The 17,235-nt window shown below is 73.9% G+C and carries 16 protein-coding genes; 8 read left to right on the forward strand and 8 right to left on the reverse strand.

Features of this window, described 5'->3' with window-relative positions; all coding sequences use genetic code 11:
• Positions 1-19: 19 nt before the first annotated feature.
• From ACH34S_RS36615 to ACH34S_RS36640, 6 genes are all read right to left on the reverse strand, one after another.
• Positions 20-946 (reverse strand): NAD-dependent epimerase/dehydratase family protein, encoded by a 927-nt coding sequence (locus tag ACH34S_RS36615; RefSeq protein WP_395957488.1) that lies wholly within the window; start codon positions 944-946, stop codon positions 20-22.
• Positions 943-2,448: a class I adenylate-forming enzyme family protein gene (locus ACH34S_RS36620; RefSeq protein ID WP_395957489.1), complete on the reverse strand. Its 1,506-nt coding sequence runs from the start codon at positions 2,446-2,448 to the stop codon at positions 943-945. Before ACH34S_RS36620 ends, ACH34S_RS36615 begins: the two co-directional genes overlap by 4 nt.
• Complete coding sequence (locus tag ACH34S_RS36625) at positions 2,445-3,614, reverse strand: cytochrome P450 (protein ID WP_395957490.1); 1,170 nt, start codon at positions 3,612-3,614, stop codon at positions 2,445-2,447. Before ACH34S_RS36625 ends, ACH34S_RS36620 begins: the two co-directional genes overlap by 4 nt.
• Positions 3,611-4,366 (reverse strand): glycosyltransferase, encoded by a 756-nt coding sequence (locus ACH34S_RS36630; protein ID WP_395957491.1) that lies wholly within the window; start codon positions 4,364-4,366, stop codon positions 3,611-3,613. Before ACH34S_RS36630 ends, ACH34S_RS36625 begins: the two co-directional genes overlap by 4 nt.
• 2 nt (positions 4,367-4,368) lie before the next feature.
• Positions 4,369-5,370: a 3-oxoacyl-ACP synthase III family protein gene (locus ACH34S_RS36635; RefSeq protein WP_395957492.1), complete on the reverse strand. Its 1,002-nt coding sequence runs from the start codon at positions 5,368-5,370 to the stop codon at positions 4,369-4,371.
• A 157-nt stretch (positions 5,371-5,527) separates the two neighbouring features.
• Complete coding sequence (locus ACH34S_RS36640) at positions 5,528-5,941, reverse strand: hypothetical protein (RefSeq protein WP_395957493.1); 414 nt, start codon at positions 5,939-5,941, stop codon at positions 5,528-5,530.
• A gap of 130 nt (positions 5,942-6,071) precedes the next feature.
• Between ACH34S_RS36640 and ACH34S_RS36645 the strand changes: the two genes are divergently transcribed.
• The 6 genes from ACH34S_RS36645 to ACH34S_RS36670 all read left to right on the forward strand — a co-directional run bounded on the left by ACH34S_RS36645 (position 6,072) and on the right by ACH34S_RS36670 (position 13,159).
• Entirely contained in the window at positions 6,072-7,232 is a 1,161-nt protein-coding gene (locus ACH34S_RS36645; RefSeq protein WP_395957494.1) for a steroid 3-ketoacyl-CoA thiolase, read from the forward strand.
• Positions 7,233-7,261: 29 nt separating this feature from the next.
• A complete protein-coding gene (locus ACH34S_RS36650) occupies positions 7,262-8,251 on the forward strand; it encodes an MBL fold metallo-hydrolase (protein ID WP_395957495.1) in 990 nt (329 codons plus the stop codon).
• Between the two features lie 183 nt (positions 8,252-8,434).
• Positions 8,435-9,691: a cytochrome P450 gene (locus ACH34S_RS36655; protein ID WP_395957496.1), complete on the forward strand. Its 1,257-nt coding sequence runs from the start codon at positions 8,435-8,437 to the stop codon at positions 9,689-9,691.
• Positions 9,692-9,898: 207 nt separating this feature from the next.
• The gene (locus tag ACH34S_RS36660; RefSeq protein WP_395957497.1) at positions 9,899-11,191 is read left to right on the forward strand and encodes a glycosyltransferase family 4 protein; all 1,293 of its coding nucleotides are present in this window, start codon (positions 9,899-9,901) and stop codon (positions 11,189-11,191) included.
• 89 nt (positions 11,192-11,280) lie between these two features.
• Positions 11,281-12,057, forward strand: coding sequence for a class I SAM-dependent methyltransferase (locus ACH34S_RS36665; protein WP_395957631.1), 777 nt, complete (start codon positions 11,281-11,283; stop codon positions 12,055-12,057).
• The gene (locus tag ACH34S_RS36670) at positions 12,047-13,159 is read left to right on the forward strand and encodes a prenyltransferase (protein WP_395957498.1); all 1,113 of its coding nucleotides are present in this window, start codon (positions 12,047-12,049) and stop codon (positions 13,157-13,159) included. Before ACH34S_RS36665 ends, ACH34S_RS36670 begins: the two co-directional genes overlap by 11 nt.
• Here ACH34S_RS36670 and ACH34S_RS36675 read toward each other — a convergent pair.
• Positions 13,140-13,835, reverse strand: a complete 696-nt coding sequence (locus ACH34S_RS36675; RefSeq protein WP_395957499.1) for a class I SAM-dependent methyltransferase — start codon at positions 13,833-13,835, stop codon at positions 13,140-13,142. The two genes, ACH34S_RS36670 and ACH34S_RS36675, sit on opposite strands and share 20 nt — an antisense overlap.
• 125 nt (positions 13,836-13,960) lie before the next feature.
• On the opposite strand from ACH34S_RS36675, the gene ACH34S_RS36680 reads away from it, so the two are divergent.
• Entirely contained in the window at positions 13,961-14,152 is a 192-nt protein-coding gene (locus tag ACH34S_RS36680) for a ferredoxin (protein ID WP_395957500.1), read from the forward strand.
• Between the two features lie 147 nt (positions 14,153-14,299).
• Positions 14,300-14,485 (forward strand): hypothetical protein, encoded by a 186-nt coding sequence (locus ACH34S_RS36685; RefSeq protein ID WP_395957501.1) that lies wholly within the window; start codon positions 14,300-14,302, stop codon positions 14,483-14,485.
• Between the two features lie 212 nt (positions 14,486-14,697).
• Here ACH34S_RS36685 and ACH34S_RS36690 read toward each other — a convergent pair whose 3' ends face one another.
• On the reverse strand, positions 14,698-17,217 hold the full coding sequence (locus ACH34S_RS36690) for a hypothetical protein (protein ID WP_395957502.1): 2,520 nt from the start codon (positions 17,215-17,217) through the stop codon (positions 14,698-14,700).
• Between the last annotated feature and the right edge of the window lie 18 nt (positions 17,218-17,235).

The following is a 17,235-nucleotide window of genomic DNA, read 5'->3' on the forward strand; positions in this document are numbered from 1 at the left end:
GTCAACCTGAGGTTGACGATCACCAGGAGGCGGCGCCGGTGAAGGCCGTCCCGTGCGGGTCGTAGCCGAGGACGGTACGGGCGGCGGTGATGTCGAGCGTCCGCTCGACCGCCAGATGGCCGACCGCGTAGCGGGTGAGGCGCGGCGGGCGCGGGCGCCGGGCCAGCAGGAACGCGCCTTCGGCGACGGCGGCGAGCGGCCGGGCGACGGAGGCGGGAACGTACACGGGCCTCGCCTGGACGCCGCGCTCCCGGAGGATCCCGCGCAGCGCGTCGTCGATCGTGACCGGGGCCGCGTCCGCGATGTTGAACACGCCCGCGGCGACCGGGCCGGTCGCGGCCAGCACGCAGGCCCGGACGAGGTTGGCGATCGAGGTCAGGCTGACGCGCTGCCGTCCCGTCCCGGCGGCCGGGAGGACCGGGCCGCGCACGGCGGACAGCACGCGCGGCAGCAGCGTCGTGTCCCCCGGCCCGTAGACGGCGTGCGGACGCAGGATGATCGCGTCGCGCGGCGCGGCCCGCACGGCGCGTTCGGCGGCGGCCTTGGACGCGCCGTACGCGTTCAGGTAGCGGCGCACGGGCGCCTCGTCCTCGGTGACCAGCACGCTCGGCCGGAACGGGTCGTACACGCTCGCCGTGCTGACGTGCACGAACCTGGCTCCGGGAAAGGTCGCGAGGGCATTGCGGGTGCCGGTGAGGTTGGCGGCGAACAGGCCGGCGGCCGGTCCCCAGTCGGTGGCGCTCCCGGCGCAGTGGATCACCGCGTCGACGGCGGGCGCGTCCGGGAGCGGGCCCTGGGCGAGGTCCCATGATCGGTAGGCCGCCCCGCCCAGGTCGCCGGGATCGGGACGGCGGCCGTACGCGAACACCGTCGCGCCCTCCGCCGCGAGCGCCCGGCAGACCGCGCCGCCGACGAAGCCGGACGCGCCCGTCACCGCGATCCTCACCGGGTCACCAGCTCGCGGAGGCGGTCGCGGTCGAGCTTGCGCGTCCGGCCGGAGCGCGGCAGCTCGTCCAGGACGACGATGCGGTCCGGGAGCGCGGCGTGGTCGATGACGCCGGGCAGGGCGCGCCGGAGCCGTCCCGGCAGATCGCCCGCGCCGACGACCGCCAGGACCACCTCCTCATCCCCGGTGCCGGGGTCGGGCACGCCCACGATCGCGGCCTCCGCCACGCCGGGCAGCGCGGCGATCGACGGCTCGTACAGGCCCGGATAGAGATTGAACTTGCCCCGGATCAGCATGTCCTTCTTGCGTCCCATGAGGACGAGGCGGCCGCCGTCGAAGCGCGCGAGGTCACCGGTCGGCAGTTCGGTGACAGGGTCGGCGCCGAGGTACCCGCGGCACAGGTTCGGCCCGGACAGCAGCAGCTCACCGTCATCCGCCAAGCGGGCGCCGACGCCGGGCAGCGGTGCTCCGAGAAGGTCACCGGACGCGGTGTGGGCGAGTTTCTCCTCCGCCGACGCGATCGCCACCGGCAGGATCTCCGTCATCGCGTAGACGGACAGGACCTCGGCGGACGGCGCCGCCGCGACGGCCCGCCGGAGGATCGCGGCCGGTGCGGGCGCCGCGCCGAGCAGCACGTAGCGCAGCGTCGGGGACAAGACCGGCGACGCGTCCAGGATCTCGGCCAGCTGAACCGGCACGCTGAACGTGTGCGTGGCCGCCCGCTCCCGCATCAGCAGGGCGGCGTCGGCGGGGGCGCAGGACAGCGGCGGCATCGACCAGCGCGCCCCGGCGACCAGCGCCGGGAGCCCGAGCATGAGCTGATCGGTGTGGACGACGTCGCCCGGCCCGATCGGCATCCGCGTCCGGAACAGGTCGAGCGCCGCCGCCAGCGACGCCTGCGTGTGGACGACCGCGCGCGGGTGCGCCGTCGTCCCGGACGTGAAGATCACCGCGGCCGGTGCGTCCGGATCGGCGTCGGGGACGGGGCTGGGCGCGTCCCCGCCCGCGAGGCGCGCGAACGACAGCGCACCACGCGGCACACCCGGCAGCCGGCGGCCGACGTGCACATGCCGCATCGGGCCCTCGCCCGGAACCTCCAGGTCCGCGAGGTTCGGCAGCAGCAGCCCGCGCCGCCGCGCATACGCCCGGACGGGCCCCAGCCGGCTCCCCGCGTACAGCATCGACTCCGCCGCCGACCAGCGCGGACGGGCCAGCCGCAGCCGCGCCGTGAACATCTCGGGACCGGCTCCCGGATCGGCGAACACCACCACTCCCCCGGCGGCGACGACGCCCAGCGCCAGCACCAGCGACTCCGGCGACGGCCGGACCGAGAACAGCACCCCGTCACCGGGTACCAGCCCAGCGGAGTGAAGCCCATGGCGGACGGCGAGCACCTGCCGCCGCAGCTCGCCATAGGTGAGTTCCGCGCCGGACCCCGAGACCAGCGCGACACCGCCGGGCGTCAGCGCCGCCTGCTCCAGCAGCCGCCGGACGAGCGTCACGCCGTCCCCCTTCCCGCGCGCACGGCGAGCTGCCGGTACGTCGGGATCAGGACGCCCCGGGCGGCGGCACGGCGGGTGATCGTGAGCGGCCCGGCGGCGAGGAGCGTCCGGGCGACCAGCCGGATCTGCGCCATGGCCAGCGGATACCCGAGGCAGAAATGCGGCCCCGCGCCGAACCACAGCCGCCGCAGCTCGGGCGGGTGCGGGCGGTCGAGGTCGAACGGCCCGAGAGCGCGGCAGCAGTTGTGCGTCGCGATCAGCACCCGGTCCCCCGGGCGCACCGCGACGCCCCCGACCACCAGGCGCCGGTGCACGCTGCGCAGCATCAGCGGCGTCGGCGTCGTCACCCGCATGGCCTCGTCGATGGCCCGGTCGAGCAGCGCCGGACCGCCGGCGGCGACGCGCGCGAGCTGCCCGTGGTCGGCGAGGAGGGCGATCAGGCGCGGCAGGAGCGTGGCGACCGTCTCGGTGCCGGTGAGGAAGAAGGCTCCGGCGGCTCCCCGCGCCTCGTCCTCGGAAAGGCCGAGCGTCCGCATCCGTCCCATGACCGTGGATTCGTCCCCCGCCACGTACGACTTCGCGGCGATGTCGCCGAGCGGGTCCAGCACGGCCCGCGCGCGCCGCACCTGGGACGGCGACAGCCGCCGCGTCCGCAGCGACACCATCGAGACGATCCGCTCGCCCTGCTCGAACAGGTCGCGGTAGGCCGCCTCCGTCCGGGTGTCCAGGCCGATGACCTCACCGATCACGGCCCCGGCCAGCACGCGGGCCGCGTCGACCAGGTCGACGTCCGCGCCGTCGCGGAGGCGGCCGGTGAGCCGCGCCAGGGGCTCCGCCAGCACCCGCCCGCACAACGCCTCGGTGTACGACGGCACGAACAGGTCGGCGAGCCGCCGCCGCAGCACCCGGTGCGCCTCGCCCTCCATGTTGAGCAGCACGGATGGCCCGAGGACCGGCGTCCACAGCTCGCCCGGCGAGCCGGGACCGTCCTTCCGGAACGTCTCGCCGTCCATCAGGATCCCGCGCGCGAGGGACGCGTCGTTCACGACCACGCCCACACCCGGCACGCGCACGATCGGGCCACGCCGCGCCGCGGCCCGCAGCAGCGGATACGCGAACGGATGCGCGCTCAGGTAGAGGCGCCGTTCCCAGTCGAGGGTCGTCATCGGACGTCCACGACGGGCGGCCGGTAGCGGTGGTCGGCGTACCAGCCGAGCGTCCTGACCAGCCCGTACGCCCGCAGGCGGCGCACCGACCCGTACACGACGACGTCCTTGCGCAGCCCGTAGGCGGTGGTGAGGCGGCGGACGCGGTTGACGAGCGCGCGGTCCTCGTGGACGTCCTCGATGCGGGTGCGCGGGAACCCGCCCGCCCGCTCGTACAGGCCGGCGGTGATGGCGACGTTGCAGCCCGGCATCATCACGTAGGGGCCGAGGTAGAGCGGATCCTGGTTGCCCGGCCTGAAGCGTCCGAAGAGCGCGGCGATGTCGATGACGGCGGGCAGCAGGCGGCGCTCCCAGAACTTCAGCGGGAACTCGTCGGTGCGGGGCAGCAGCGGCCCGGACACCATCTCCAGCCCGTCCTCGCCGAACGCGCGCTTCACCGCCGCGACCCAGCCGTGGTGCGGGAGGCAGTCGGCGTCGGTGCGGGCCACGTGCGTGGCCCCGGCGGCGATGGCGTGCCGGACGCCGGTGTCGGCGGCGGCGCCCGTCCCCTTCTCCGGTTCGTGGACGATCCGGACGTCGAACGCCCCGTGCCCGGCCGCGAACTCCTTGACGACCCGCACGGTCGCGTCCGTGCTGCCGTTGTCGACGACGGCGAGCGTGAACCCGGTGTCGGTCTGCTCGGCGAGGCGCCGCAGCGTCGCGCCGATGGAGCGTTCCTCGTCGTAGGCGGGGACGACGACCCAGAGCCTCATGGTCACAGCTCCGCGAACACGACGCCGAGGCTGATGCCGCCCGCCAGCCCGACGAGCGCGACCCGGTCGCCGGGCCCGCACCGTCCCTCGCCGATCGCGGTGGCGAGCTGGAGCGGCAGGCTCGCCGACGCGACGTTCCCGTGCTCGGGCAGCGTCACGACGAGACGGTCGGCCGGGATGCCGAGCGTCGCGCGCAGCACCTCCAGATACGGGACGCTCACCTGGTGGACGGCGACGACCGCGAAGTCGTCCCACGTCAGGCCGGTCTTCTCCAGCGCGGTCGTGAAGATCTCCGCGCCGCCGTCGAGGAACGCGTCCTTGAGCCGCCGCCCGTCCCCGCTGAAGTAGGTGAAGTCGGGGTCGCGGGGATGCATCGAGCCGCCCGCCGGGAGCGTCCCGGCCCGCCACGCGGCGGAGACGGCGGCGAAGTCGCGGTAGAAGATCCCGCCGTCGGGGGCCGCCTCGACGAGCATCGCGGCGCCGCCGTCGGACAGGGTGTAGCCGGCGAACGCGTCCGCGAACTGGGCGCGGTCGCGCACCTTCCAGCGGATCGCGCGGGACGGGCTCTCGCCCGTGCAGACCAGCACCCGCTCGTGCTGCCCGGTACGGATCAGCGCGTCCGCGATCTGCAGGCCGTTCAGGAAGCCGTTGCAGGCGTTCTTGACGTCGAAGACCGGGCAGGACGCGCCGAGCTTCGCGGCGACGATGTGCGCGGTCGCGGGCTCGATCAGGTCCTGCGACGCCGAGCCGAAGATCAGCAGGTCGAGACCGGCCGGGTGCGTCGCGCGCTCGGCGAGGACGCGGCGCGCGGCGGCGACGGCCAGGTCGGACGCCTGCTCGGCGTCGTCCATGACATGCCTGGTCCGGATGCCGGTGAGCCGCCGGACGATCGTCGGAGGCGGCCGGTACCCGCCGCTCTCGGCCGCGACGCGCGCCTCCACCTCGGCGCTGGTGACCGTCCGGCCGGGCAGGTGTGCCGCGACGGCGGTGATGCGGGCTCTCATGGCCTGGGGTCCCCCGGTTCCTCATGGTGCGTGGAACCGTCAGCGTCGCCGGTCCCGGGCGCTCCCGGACAGAGCGACCCTACGGAACCGGGGATGGGCGTTCTACCCCAGGTCAGAGTGAGTACTGCCACTCACCTCGACTGAGCGATACCGCCCGCTAGGCCTCGGGGATCACGGTCGGGACGGCGGTCGTCGGCACGGGCGCCGGGGAGTTCGTCACGGTCGGGACGACCGGCTGCACCGGCTCCTCGGAGTCTCTGGCCCCGGAGTTCCACCACCACAGCGCGAACGAGATCGCGAACAGCACGAGGATGCCCGCGAGGACCTGGAACACCGCCGTCCGATGGCTCGGCTCCCGCTGCCCTCGCCGCCGGAACCGGGGGCCGCCGGAGTGCGCGGCGCGGCGCGCGTTCCGCCGTTCGCGCCGCCGCTCGCGCTTGCCGGGTGCGCGGGCCCGCTCGCTCGCGGACGGCTCGGTGAACGTTGCGCTCCGGACGAAATCGTCGTCGAACACGGGCTCGTCGAAGTCTGCGGCCATGAGGGTCTCCGGCGCGGGGGCGGCGATCAGCACCCAGGCTAGTCGACGGCCGCGGGGACCCGTCCCGCCGCCCGCGACCGTCCTGCTAACCGGGACCGGTCACCCGGCCGAAATCTAGAACCCGTTACAGTCATAACTGAATCGCGTTCGATAAGGAGACCGCATGGGTACCCCGGTGATCGTCGAGGCGGTGCGCACGCCGCTCGGGAAGCGCAACGGACGGCTGGCGGGCCTCAAGCCGATGGCCGTCCTCGCGCACGCGCTGACCGCCGCGATCGACCGCGCGGGCCTCGACGCCGCCGAAGTGGAACAGGTCTTCGCGGGCTGCGTGACGCAGGCTGGCGAGCAGGGCGGGCACGTCGGCCGCTACTCCTGGCTGTACGCGGGCCTGCCGTGGCAGACCGGGGTCACCACGATCGACGCGCAGTGCGGGTCGGCGCAGCAGGCCGTCCATCTCGCCGCGTCGCAGATCGCCGCCGGTGTCGTCGACGTCGCGATGGGCTGCGGCGTCGAGGTGATGAGCCGCGCGCCGCTCGGCTCCAACGTGCTCCCGGCCGACCCGCGGCCGGACGACTGGTCGATCGACATGCCGAACCAGTTCGAGGCGGCCGAGCGCATCGCCGCCCGGCGCGGCATCACCCGCGCCGACCTGGACGCGTTCGGCGCCCGCTCGCAGCAGCTCGCCGCGAAGGCGTGGGCGGACGGCCGCTTCGACCGCGAGGTCGCGCCGATCACCGCGCCGGTCCTGGACGCGGACGGCGACCCCACCGGCGAGACCGTTGAGGTGACCCGCGACGAGGGCCTCCGCGAAACCACCGCCGGCGTGCTGGCGAGGCTCAAGCCGGTCCTCAGCCCGGACGGGCTGCACACGGCGGGCACGTCGTCGCAGATCTCGGACGGCGCCGCCGCCGTCCTGCTCATGTCGGAGGAGAAGGCGGCGGCGCTCGGCCTGCGCCCCCGCGCCCGGATCAGGACGCAGGCCCTGGTCGGCGCGGAGCCGTACTACCACCTGGACGGGCCCGTGCAGGCGACCGAGCGCGTCCTGCGGCGGTCCGGCATGACGATGGGCGACATCGACATCACCGAGATCAACGAGGCGTTCGCGTCGATCGTGCTGTCGTGGGCGTCCGTCCACGGGCCGGACATGGACACCGTCAACGTCAACGGCGGCGCAATCGCGCTCGGCCACCCGGTCGGCGCGACCGGCTCGCGCCTGATCACCACGGCGCTGCACGAGCTGGAGCGCCGCGACGCCGGGACGGCCCTGATCACGATGTGCGCGGGCGGCGCGCTGTCGACCGCCACCATCCTCGAACGGATCTGACGATCCCCCAGGCGCGAAAGGCGGCACCTTTGCAGCCGGAACCCGAAGACCTCGGCGGCGGACTGTGGAGCGTCCCGGTCCCCATCCCGGACAATCCCCTCGCCTACACGCTCGTGTACGCGGTGGAGAGCCCCCGGGGCCCCGTCCTGATCGACGCCGGCTGGCAGCACGAGGACGCCTGGGCGGCCCTCCGCGACGGCCTCGGCACGTTCGGGATCGACGTCGCCGACGTCCACGGCGTGGTCGTGACGCACTTCCACCCCGACCACTCCGGCCTGGCCGGACGCGTCCGCGACGAGTCGGACGCGTGGATCGCCATGCACCACGCGGACGCCGAGATCGTCCGGCTGTTCCACAACGTGGGCCAGAGCGGCCGCCGCGCCTTCGAGCTGACCGCGCTGCGCCGCGCCGGGGCGGCCGAGTCGGACCTGACCGGGTCGAGCCGGCAGACCCCGGTCGCGCCGCCCGCGATCCCCGACCGCGAGCTGTCCGACGGCGACCTCGTCGACCTGCCCGGCCGCAGGCTGCGGACCATCTGGACGCCGGGCCACTCCCCCGGCCACATCTGCCTGCACCTTGAGGACGGCGACCGCATCTTCACCGGCGACCACGTCCTGCCGCGCATCACCCCGCACATCGGCCTCTACCCCTACGACACCCCGGACGTGGACCCGCTGAGCGACTTCCTCGGTTCCCTCGACAAGGTGTCCGCCATGACGGTGGACGAGGTCCTGCCCGCGCACCAGTTCCGCTTCAACGGGCTGTCGGGCCGCGCGCAGGAGATCGTCCGGCATCACGAGGAGCGCCTCGGCGAGGTGACGGCGCTGCTGTCGTCCACCCCCATCACGCTCTGGGACCTCACCGCGGGCCTCACCTGGCGCCACCCATGGGCCGAGATGCACCAGGGCGCCCGCCGGATGGCGGCCGCCGAGGCCGCCGCGCACATCCGCACGCTGGAGACCAGGGGCGTCGCCCGCCGCGAGGGGACCGACGACCCCATCCGCTACGTGCTGCGCTGATACGTGCTGCGCTGAGCCCGCTCGCGTCTCCGGGACCGGCGTGCGGCGTGGGTCACTCCGTCCGCCGGACCCTTGATGAGACTGGAGTCTCATGTTAGAACGTGTTCTAGGTCCACGGGACCAAGCAAGCGCTCAGTTCATGATCGCGCGGGCTCGGCCCCACCCCCGGCACGAAGGATCCCCATGGCACTCGCGACCTCGACCGCCTCCGCCGCGCGCACGTTCCGGGCTCCCGAAATCGACATCATCGACCCCGGCGTGTACGAGCGCGGGGGCATCCCGCACCGGCAGTTCGCGTGGCTGCGCGACAACGACCCCGTCCACTGGCACCAGGACCCGAACGAGGGCGTGCCCGGCTTCTGGGCCATCACCCGGCACGAGGACGTCGTGCAGGTGTCCCGCCGGGCCGACCCGTACTCCTCCCACGAGCGCACGGCGATGTTCGAGGAGTTCACCGACGAGGACATCGCCCTCTACGGGCAGATGATGCTGTTCCAGGACCCGCCGGACCACACCCGCCTGCGCGCCATGGTGAACAAGGGCTTCACCCCGCGCATGATCGGCAAGCTCCAGGACCACGTCCGGGAGATCTGCCACCGGCTGATCGACGAGGCCGCGCCGCTCGGCGAGTGCGACTTCGTCGAGTACTTCGCCGCGCCCCTCCCCCTCTACACGATCTGCGAGCTGCTCGGCGCGCCGCTGGAGGACCGGCAGAAGATCTTCCACTGGTCGAACAAGCTGGTCGCGTTCAACGACCCCGACTTCATCGGCGACCGGGAGGACTCGGCGCTGTGCGCCGCCGAGTTCGCGGGCTGGGGCGTGGAGCTGGCGCGCAGCCGCGAGTCGACGCCGCGCGACGACATCGTCACCAAGCTGCTCACGCCGGACGCGGACGGCTCCCGGATCACCGAGGAGGAGTTCGCGCTCTTCCTGATCATGCTGTCGATCGCGGGGAACGAGACGACGCGGACCGCGACGGCGGGCGGCATGCAGGCGTTCTTCGAGCGTCCCGAGCAGTGGGAGCGGCTGAAGGCGGACCGCAGCCTGCTGCCCTCGGCGGTGGAGGAGATCGTCCGCTGGGTGAGCCCGATCAACCAGTTCCGCCGGACGGCGCTGCGCGACGTCGAGCTGGGCGGCAAGGAGATCAGGGCGGGCGACAAGGTCGTGCTGTTCTACGGGTCCGCGAACCGGGACGAGCGGGTGTTCGACGACCCGTTCACCTTCGACGTGGGCCGCGACCCGAACCCGCACCTCGGGTTCGGCGGCGGCGGCCCGCACTTCTGCCTGGGCACCCACCTCGCCCGGATGAACCTCAAGATCATCTTCGAGACTATCCTGGAGCGCACGCCCGACATCCGCCCGGCGGGCCCGGCGCGCCGGCTGCGGTCGAACTTCGTCAACGGGCTCAAGGAGCTTCCGGTGCGTTTCACCCCGTCCTGACCCCGACTGGGCATGAAGGCGCCTATCTCGCCCGACTCGGGGTCAGTGTGCTTTTCGAAACACTTTTGGACGCCATGCCCAATATTGAACTCGGCGGTAACGTACGGAGGCTAGGGTCTAGGTCATCAACGGCATCAAGGGAGCGGCCGGTGCGCATGCGCCCGGTGCCCTTCGGCTGACGGGAGAGGTGCGTGGGCAGGTGCTGGCGTGGGTGAGGCAGGCGAGCCGGGGGCGCTGCGCGTTGGACCACTGCGGGTCGGCCTGCTCTCGTACCGGAGCAAGCCGCACTGCGGCGGTCAGGGCGTCTACCTCCGCCATCTGAGCCGGGAGCTCATCGACCTCGGGCACTCGGTGGAGGTCCTGTCCGGGCAGCCCTATCCGGAGCTGGACCGCGAGGAGATCGTCCTCACCAAGCTGCCGAGCCTGGACCTCTACAACGACGACGACCCGTTCCGCACCCCGGCGCTCCGCGAGTTCCGCGACTGGGTCGACGTCCTGGAGTTCGCGCACATGCGGACGGGCGGCTTCCCCGAACCGCTGACGTTCAGCCTGCGGGCGCTGCGGCTGCTGAAGCGGCGGCGGCGCGACTTCGACGTCGTCCACGACAACCAGGTCCTCGGCCTCGGCAACCTCGGCATCGGCCGGCTCGGGCTGCCGCTGGTGACGAGCATCCACCATCCGATCAGCGTCGACCGCCGCATCGAGCTGGAGGCGGCGCGCGGGCTCAAGCAGAAGCTCGGCAAGCGCCGCTGGTACGGGTTCGTCGCGATGCAGTCGCAGGTGTCGCGGCGGATCGGGCCGGTGCTGACGGTGTCGGAGTCCTCCAAGGTCGACATCGTCAAGGACTTCAAGGTCGACCCGCGCGACATCGAGATCCTGCCGCTCGGCGTCGACACCCGGATCTTCCACCCGCGCGGCGCGCGCGTGCCCGGCCGGATCGTCGCGATGGCCAGCGCCGACGCGCCCATCAAGGGCGTGGACGTCCTGCTGCGCGCGGTCGCCAAGCTCGCCACCGAGCGCGACGTGCACGTGATCGTCGTGAGCCGCCCGCAGAAGGACGGCCCGACCGAGAAGCTCGTGCGCGAGCTGGCGCTCGGCGAGCGGGTCCGGTTCGTCAACGGGATCGGCGACGAGGAGCTGGGCGAGCTGATGGCGTCGGCGGAGATCGCGGTCGTGCCGTCCCGGTACGAGGGGTTCTCGCTGCCGGCGGTGGAGCACATGGCGTCCGGGACGCCGCTCGTCGCGAGCCGCGCCGGGGCGCTGCCCGAGGTCGTCGGCGACGGGGGCGTGCTCGTCGCGCCCGGTGACGTGGAGGAGCTCGCCGCGACGCTGCGGCGGCTGCACGACTCCGCCGCCGAGCGCGAGCGCGTCGGCGCCGCCGGGTTCGGCCGCGTCCAGGAGCGCTTCGCCTGGCCGGCGGTGGCGAAGGCGACCGTCGAGCACTACCGGGCCGCCATCGCCCAGCAGAACTACCGGCGGCTCGCGCGCACGACCGACTGAGACACGGGCAAGTGAGCCACGGGCGAGTGAGGCACCGGGCCACCTGAGGGACCGCTTCCCCGCGTCCCCCGCACGGAAGGAGCACGACCCTGCTGACCGTGGATTTCCACCGGTTCCGCGTCACCCCCGGAGACCGCGTCCTCGACATGGGCTGCGGTGCCGGACGGCACGCCTTCGAGCTGTACCGCAGGGGCGCGCACGTCGTGGCCTTCGACCAGGACGCCGGCGAGCTGGCCGGCGTCGAGAAGATGTTCGGGGCGATGCGCATCGAGGGCGAGGTCCCCGAGGACGCGACCGCCGAGACCGTGCAGGGCGACGCGCTCGACCTGCCCTTCCCCGGCGACCACTTCGACGCGATCGTCGCCTCGGAGGTGCTGGAGCACATCCCGGACGACATGCGCGCCATGCGCGAGCTGCTGCGCGTCCTCAAGCCGGGCGGGAAGCTCGCCGTGACGGTGCCGAGCTGGCTGCCGGAGCGGGTGTGCTGGGCGCTGTCGGAGGACTACCACACCGCGCCCGGCGGCCACGTGCGGATCTACACGCGCGCCGAGCTTGAGGCGAAGCTCAAGTCGATCGGGTTCAAGGTCGGCGGCCACCACCACGCGCACGGCCTGCACGCCCCGTACTGGTGGATCAAATGCGCGGTCGGCGTGAACAACGACGGCCACCCGCTGGCGAAGGCGTACCACCAGGTCCTGGTCTGGGACATCATGAAGCGGCCGCTCGCCACCCGCCTCGCCGAGCGGGCGCTGAACCCGCTGATCGGCAAGAGCGTCGTCGTCTACTTCGCCAAGCCCAGGGCGGCGGGCACGGCCGCGGGCGCGGCGGGCGCGGCGCCGGTCGAGGAGACGGCGGATGCGGGCTGAGATCGTCCCGCCCGCGCTGCCGGGGGTCCTGTCGCCGGACGACGTCGTCGCCACGGCGCGGAGCATCACGGCGCAGCAGGAGGAGTCCGGCGCGATCCCGTGGTTCGCCCCGACTGCGGGCGTCCCCGGGCACGTGGACGCCTGGAACCACGTCGAGGCGGCGATGGCGCTGACCGTCGCCGGGTTCGGCGACGAGGCCCGCCGCGCGTACGAGTGGCTGCGCGGCGTCCAGCGCCCGGACGGGTCGTGGCCCGCCAAGTGGGTGCTGGGCGAGGTCACCGAGCCGGGCGGCGAGTCCAACCACGCCGCCTACGTCGCGGTCGGCGTCTGGCACGAGCTGGCGATGACCGGCGACGAGGAGTTCGCGCTGCGGATGTGGCCCGCGGTGCGGCGCGCGATCGACTTCACGCTCGGGCTGCAGACCCGGCGCGGCGAGATCATCTGGATGCGGGACGAGCACGGCCGCCCGTCCGACCACGCGCTGCTGACCGGCTGCTCGTCGATCTACCAGTCGCTGCGCTGCGCGGTCGCGCTCGCCGAGCATCTCGGCGAGCCGCAGCCGGAGTGGGAGCTGGCCGCCGACCAGCTCGGCCATGTGGTCGCCGCGCATCCGGAGGCGTTCGCCGACAAGAGCCGCTGGTCGATGGACTGGTACTACCCGGTGCTCGGCGGCCCCGTCCGCGGCGCGGCGGCCGCGCGGCGGTTCGCCGGCCGCTGGGACGCGTTCGTCGTGCCGGGCCTCGGCTGCCGCTGCGTCGACGACCAGCCGTGGGTGACGGCGGCGGAGAGCTGCGAGCTGGTGCTGGCGCTGGACGCGGCCGGCGACCGCGACCGGGCGCTGGAGCTGTTCACCACCATCCAGCACCTGCGGCACGAGGACGGCTCGTACTGGACGGGCTGGCAGTTCGAGAACCGGCGGCACTTCCCCGGCGACCGCTCGACCTACACGGCCGCGGCGGTGATCCTCGCGGCGGACGCGCTCGCGGACGCCTCGCCCGGCGCCCGCCTCTTCAAGGAGATCGCGGGCCGCCCGCTCGGGCCGTGCACGGCGTCCGACCCGATCGCGTGCGGCTGCGCGCTCGTCACGGTCGGCCGGGCGTGAGGGGATCGGCGTCGCCGACCCGCTCCAGGACGCGGAGCGAACCGGCCGTGCGGCGCTCCTCGAACGCGCCGCTCTCCAGCGCCCGGAGATAGATGTGGTACGGCGGCTGACCACCGTCCCGGGGGTCGGGGAAGACGTCGTGGATCGCGAGCGCCCCGCCGGCGGCGACGTGCGGCGCCCAGCCCTCGTAGTCGGCCTGCGCGTGCTCTTCCGCATGGCCGCCGTCGATGAACAGCAGGGCGAGCGGCGTCCGCCAGAAGGCCGAGACCGTGCGGGACTGGCCGACGACGGCGACGACCTCGTCCTCCAGCCCGGCGGCGGCGATCGTCTTGCGGAATGTCGGCAGCGTGTCGAGCCGCCCGGTGCGCGGGTCGACGAGCGACGGGTCGTGGTGCTCCCAGCCCGCCTGGTTCTCCTCCGACCCGTGGTGATGGTCGACCGTGACGACGATCGTCCCGGCCGTCCTGGCGGCGGCCCCCAGGTAGACGGCGGACTTGCCGCAGTAGGTGCCGACCTCCAGGAGCGGCCCGGCGCCGGCGAGGCGCGTTCCGTACTCCAGAGCGGTCTCGTACAGGGCGAGCCCCTCGTCGTCCGGCATGAAACCCTTGGCATGGCGCGCCGCGCGCAACAGGTCCACGGGCATCGCGGCGCCGGCGGACGCCTTGGTGTCGGTCATCGGTCTCCCTCCGTCCGGGCACCATATACGAGGCATATGTCCGCCAGGCGACGACCTTGCCCATCGAGACTAGAACATGTTCTACTTTCGTCCTGACGGGCGAGGATCGCGACAGGGAGGAAGCGATGAGAGTACGAGTCGACCCGCTGGTGTGCGAGGCGAACGGCGTGTGCGTCGGCCTCGCACCCGAGGTCTTCGACCTCGATGACGAGGACGAACTGCAGATCCTCGCGCCGGACGTCCCGGCGGCGGAGCAGGACCGCGTCCGGCACGCGGTGCGGTCGTGCCCGAAGGCCGCACTGTCGCTGGACGAGTAGAACCGGTACCGTCCCGCTCTCCCGGTCTCCATTTTGGGACAGCCCGGAGCGATCGTCCTGGCCCGTCCATAACAAGTATGGGCGTTTTCTCCCCGTTCCGCGGGGCACCGACCGGTCGCCACACCCCCACGGGAGGAGACCGACCCAATGGCGACCCGGTACCGACCGCACATCAGCCTGGCCGGCCTCATCTACCTCCTCATCGGCCTGGTCATCGCCTGGGACCGCGGCTACATCAACGGCGACCTGATCCGCAGGGTCGGCAGCGCGCTGCTGGCCGTGTTCCTCTGGTTCCTGATCCTGCTGGGCGTGGACCTGCACATCCGCGCCTAGCCGCCGACCCGGACACGGGCCGTCCGTTCCCCGCCACAGGACGGCCCGTGTCCGCGACGACAGCCCCTCATCGCGTCCCGGCCATAGACCGCTAAGTAGGGCAGAGGCTACTTTCCGCCCATGACGAAAAAAGACTGTAGTTGCGGACATGGCGGCGGCTGCTCGTGCCCGAAGGGATGCTCCTGCGGCTGCAACGGCTGAGGACGCCCGCCCTACTTCGGGACGGGCGCGTGCCACAGCAGCGGGCTCTCCGTGAGCGCACCGGACGTGGTGCCCACGGCCAGGACGGCCGAGCCCATGGTCGCCAGCGCGGTGAGCCGCTGCTCGCCGGGCCCCGACAGGCCCGGGACCTGGAGACGGCTCCATGACACGCCGTCCGCCGAGATGAGGACGGCGCCGTCCCCCTTCGCGGTGCGCGCCGCCACGACGAATCCGTTCGGCGTCGCGGTGACGGCGGTCGCGGTGACGTCCGTGCCGAGGCCGTGCGGGGCCCAGGTCGTCCCGCCGTCGGCGGAGACCAGCGGCACGCCACCGGCGGCGAGCGCCACCAGAGTGCGGCCGTGCGCGGCCACCTCGGTGAGCGGGCCTTTCGCGAGGCCGGACGGGAGCTTGACGGCGGTCCACCGCAGGCCGTCCGGGGACTTCCACACGGCGGGCCCCCTGTCCCGGCCGCCGACCGCCACGTACGTGCCCGCCGCCACGGTGACGTCGGCGGCGGGGCCGTTCAGGGCGGTGCGCCGCCAGACCCGGAGATCGGACGAGCGCCATGCCGCGCCCGCCCCGACCGCGACGTAACCGGCCGGGCCGGACGTGACCGCCACGGGCGGCGGGCCGCCGGGGAACGGCGATGTCCGCCAGGCCAGCCCGTCCTGCGAGGTCAGGGCGAGAGGGCCGGGCCGCGCGCCCGATGTGCGGCCCACGGCGAGCCAGCCCCTGGCTCCGTGCACGACGTCCGAGAGCCATCCGCCGGTGCCCGGGAACCGGGCCCGCGTCCATGCGCGCCCGTCGGGGGCGCTCCAGATCGCCGCGCTGCCGTTGGTGCTGCCCGCGGCGACGGAACGCCCCGGCGCGGCGGCGAGCGATCTGATCGTCCGTTCCGGGTGGACGGCGCCCGGCACGCTTCGCAGATCGACGCCGGACAGGTAAGCGTCGTTGCCCTGACGTCCAGCGACCACGAGCCTGGGACCTGCGACCGTCACGGCACTGCTCTGCACGGGCGCCGGGACGGTGCCGCCCGGCCGCCAGGTGCGGCCGTCATCGCTCCGCAAGACGTTGCGCGCGCCCTTGGCGCCTCGCACCAGGACGGCCAAGCCACCGTTCCCGCCGTTCCCGCCGTTCCCGCCGAACCGCTCGATGCCGTAACCGCCGAACCGGCTCGCGGCCTGCCATCTCAGGCCGTCGACCGAGGTGAACAGGACACCGAAACGCTGGATCCGGCGGCTCTTCCTCTTACCTATCGGCTGGCGTCCCTCGCGAACGGTCGCGAACCAGCCCGGCCCGGCCGCCAAGCCCTTCGTCGGACCGTAGGAGCCCTGGGCCTGCGGGACCGCCGCGGCCGTCCAGGTGCGCCCGCCGTCCGCGGACCGCCAGAGGCCATCGGCCCGCACCTTGCGAGTGACCTTCTTCCCGGCCTTCCGCGCGGTGACCTTCTTGACGTACGTCCCGTGCGCGACCAGGACGTTCCCGCGCGCGGCGACGCGGTCGAGGCTCGCGACCCCGGCGGGACCGGCGGTGCGGCGCCAGGTCCGGCGGTCGGCCGACGTCCAGACGGCGGCGCGGCCCGCGGCCGTCCCGGCGGCGACGAACCCGGTGCCGGTGCCGGCCAACGCGTTCACCGTGTCGGACGGCGTGAACGGCGCGCCGAGCGGGACCCTCGTCCAGGTCGTCGCGGTGGCGCTCGTCCACGCCACCGGGGCGCCGCCGGACGATGCGCCGAGCGCCAGCCAGTTGCCCGCCGATCCGGCGAGGTGGCGCGGGCCGTCACCGCGCGGGGGCGCCGAGCCGTCCGCCGCGGCCACGCCGGCGACCGACCAGGTGCGCCCGCCGTCGGCGGAAACGATGAACCGGGCCCGTTCCTGGCCGGGGACTCCGTCGCCCTCGGTGCCCGCGGCGACGATCGTCCCGCCTGCGGCGGAGACGGCGGTGAGCTCCTGGACGAGCCCGTCGGTCGCGGCGGCGGGGTCGGGGGCGAACAGCGCGTCCGCCGCCACCGGCCCCGGGACGCCCGCCCCCACCCGCGCGGGCTCCTCGCTCCGGGCCGCGCCGACGATCACGCCGCCCGCGACCGCGACGAGCCCCACCGCGACCGCCACCCGCGACCGCAGCCCGGCCCCGGCCCCGGCGCCGGACGCCGCCGGCTTCGGCGGGCCCGCCACGAGCACGTCATGAGGATCGGGCAACGTCCGGCCGCCCGCGGGCTTGCGGGACGCGGGCTTCGGAACGGCAGGCTTCGGGGGCGCGGGCTCCGGGACGTCCGGGACGTCGGCGGGCGATTCCCCGGGGGGCTCGGCGACCGGCTCGGTGCGGTTCCGGGGCGGGGCGCCGTGGCCCCAGCGCAGGCCGGTGGCGCGCCAGGCCTCGTACGCGCGCTGCCAGGGCGACAGCGTCGCGGGCAGGTCCGCGAGATCGCCGGCGACGCCGAACGTCAGCCGCCGCCGGACCTCGCGGGAGCCGGCGGGCTCCTCCTCGGCCGTCCGCCGGGCCTCGTGCTGCTCCGGGGTCCTCGCCGTCACACGCGCTCCTTCACGGTC

This window comes from Actinomadura sp. 3N508, assembly GCF_044326375.1.
In the GTDB taxonomy this organism is placed as follows: domain Bacteria; phylum Actinomycetota; class Actinomycetes; order Streptosporangiales; family Streptosporangiaceae; genus Spirillospora.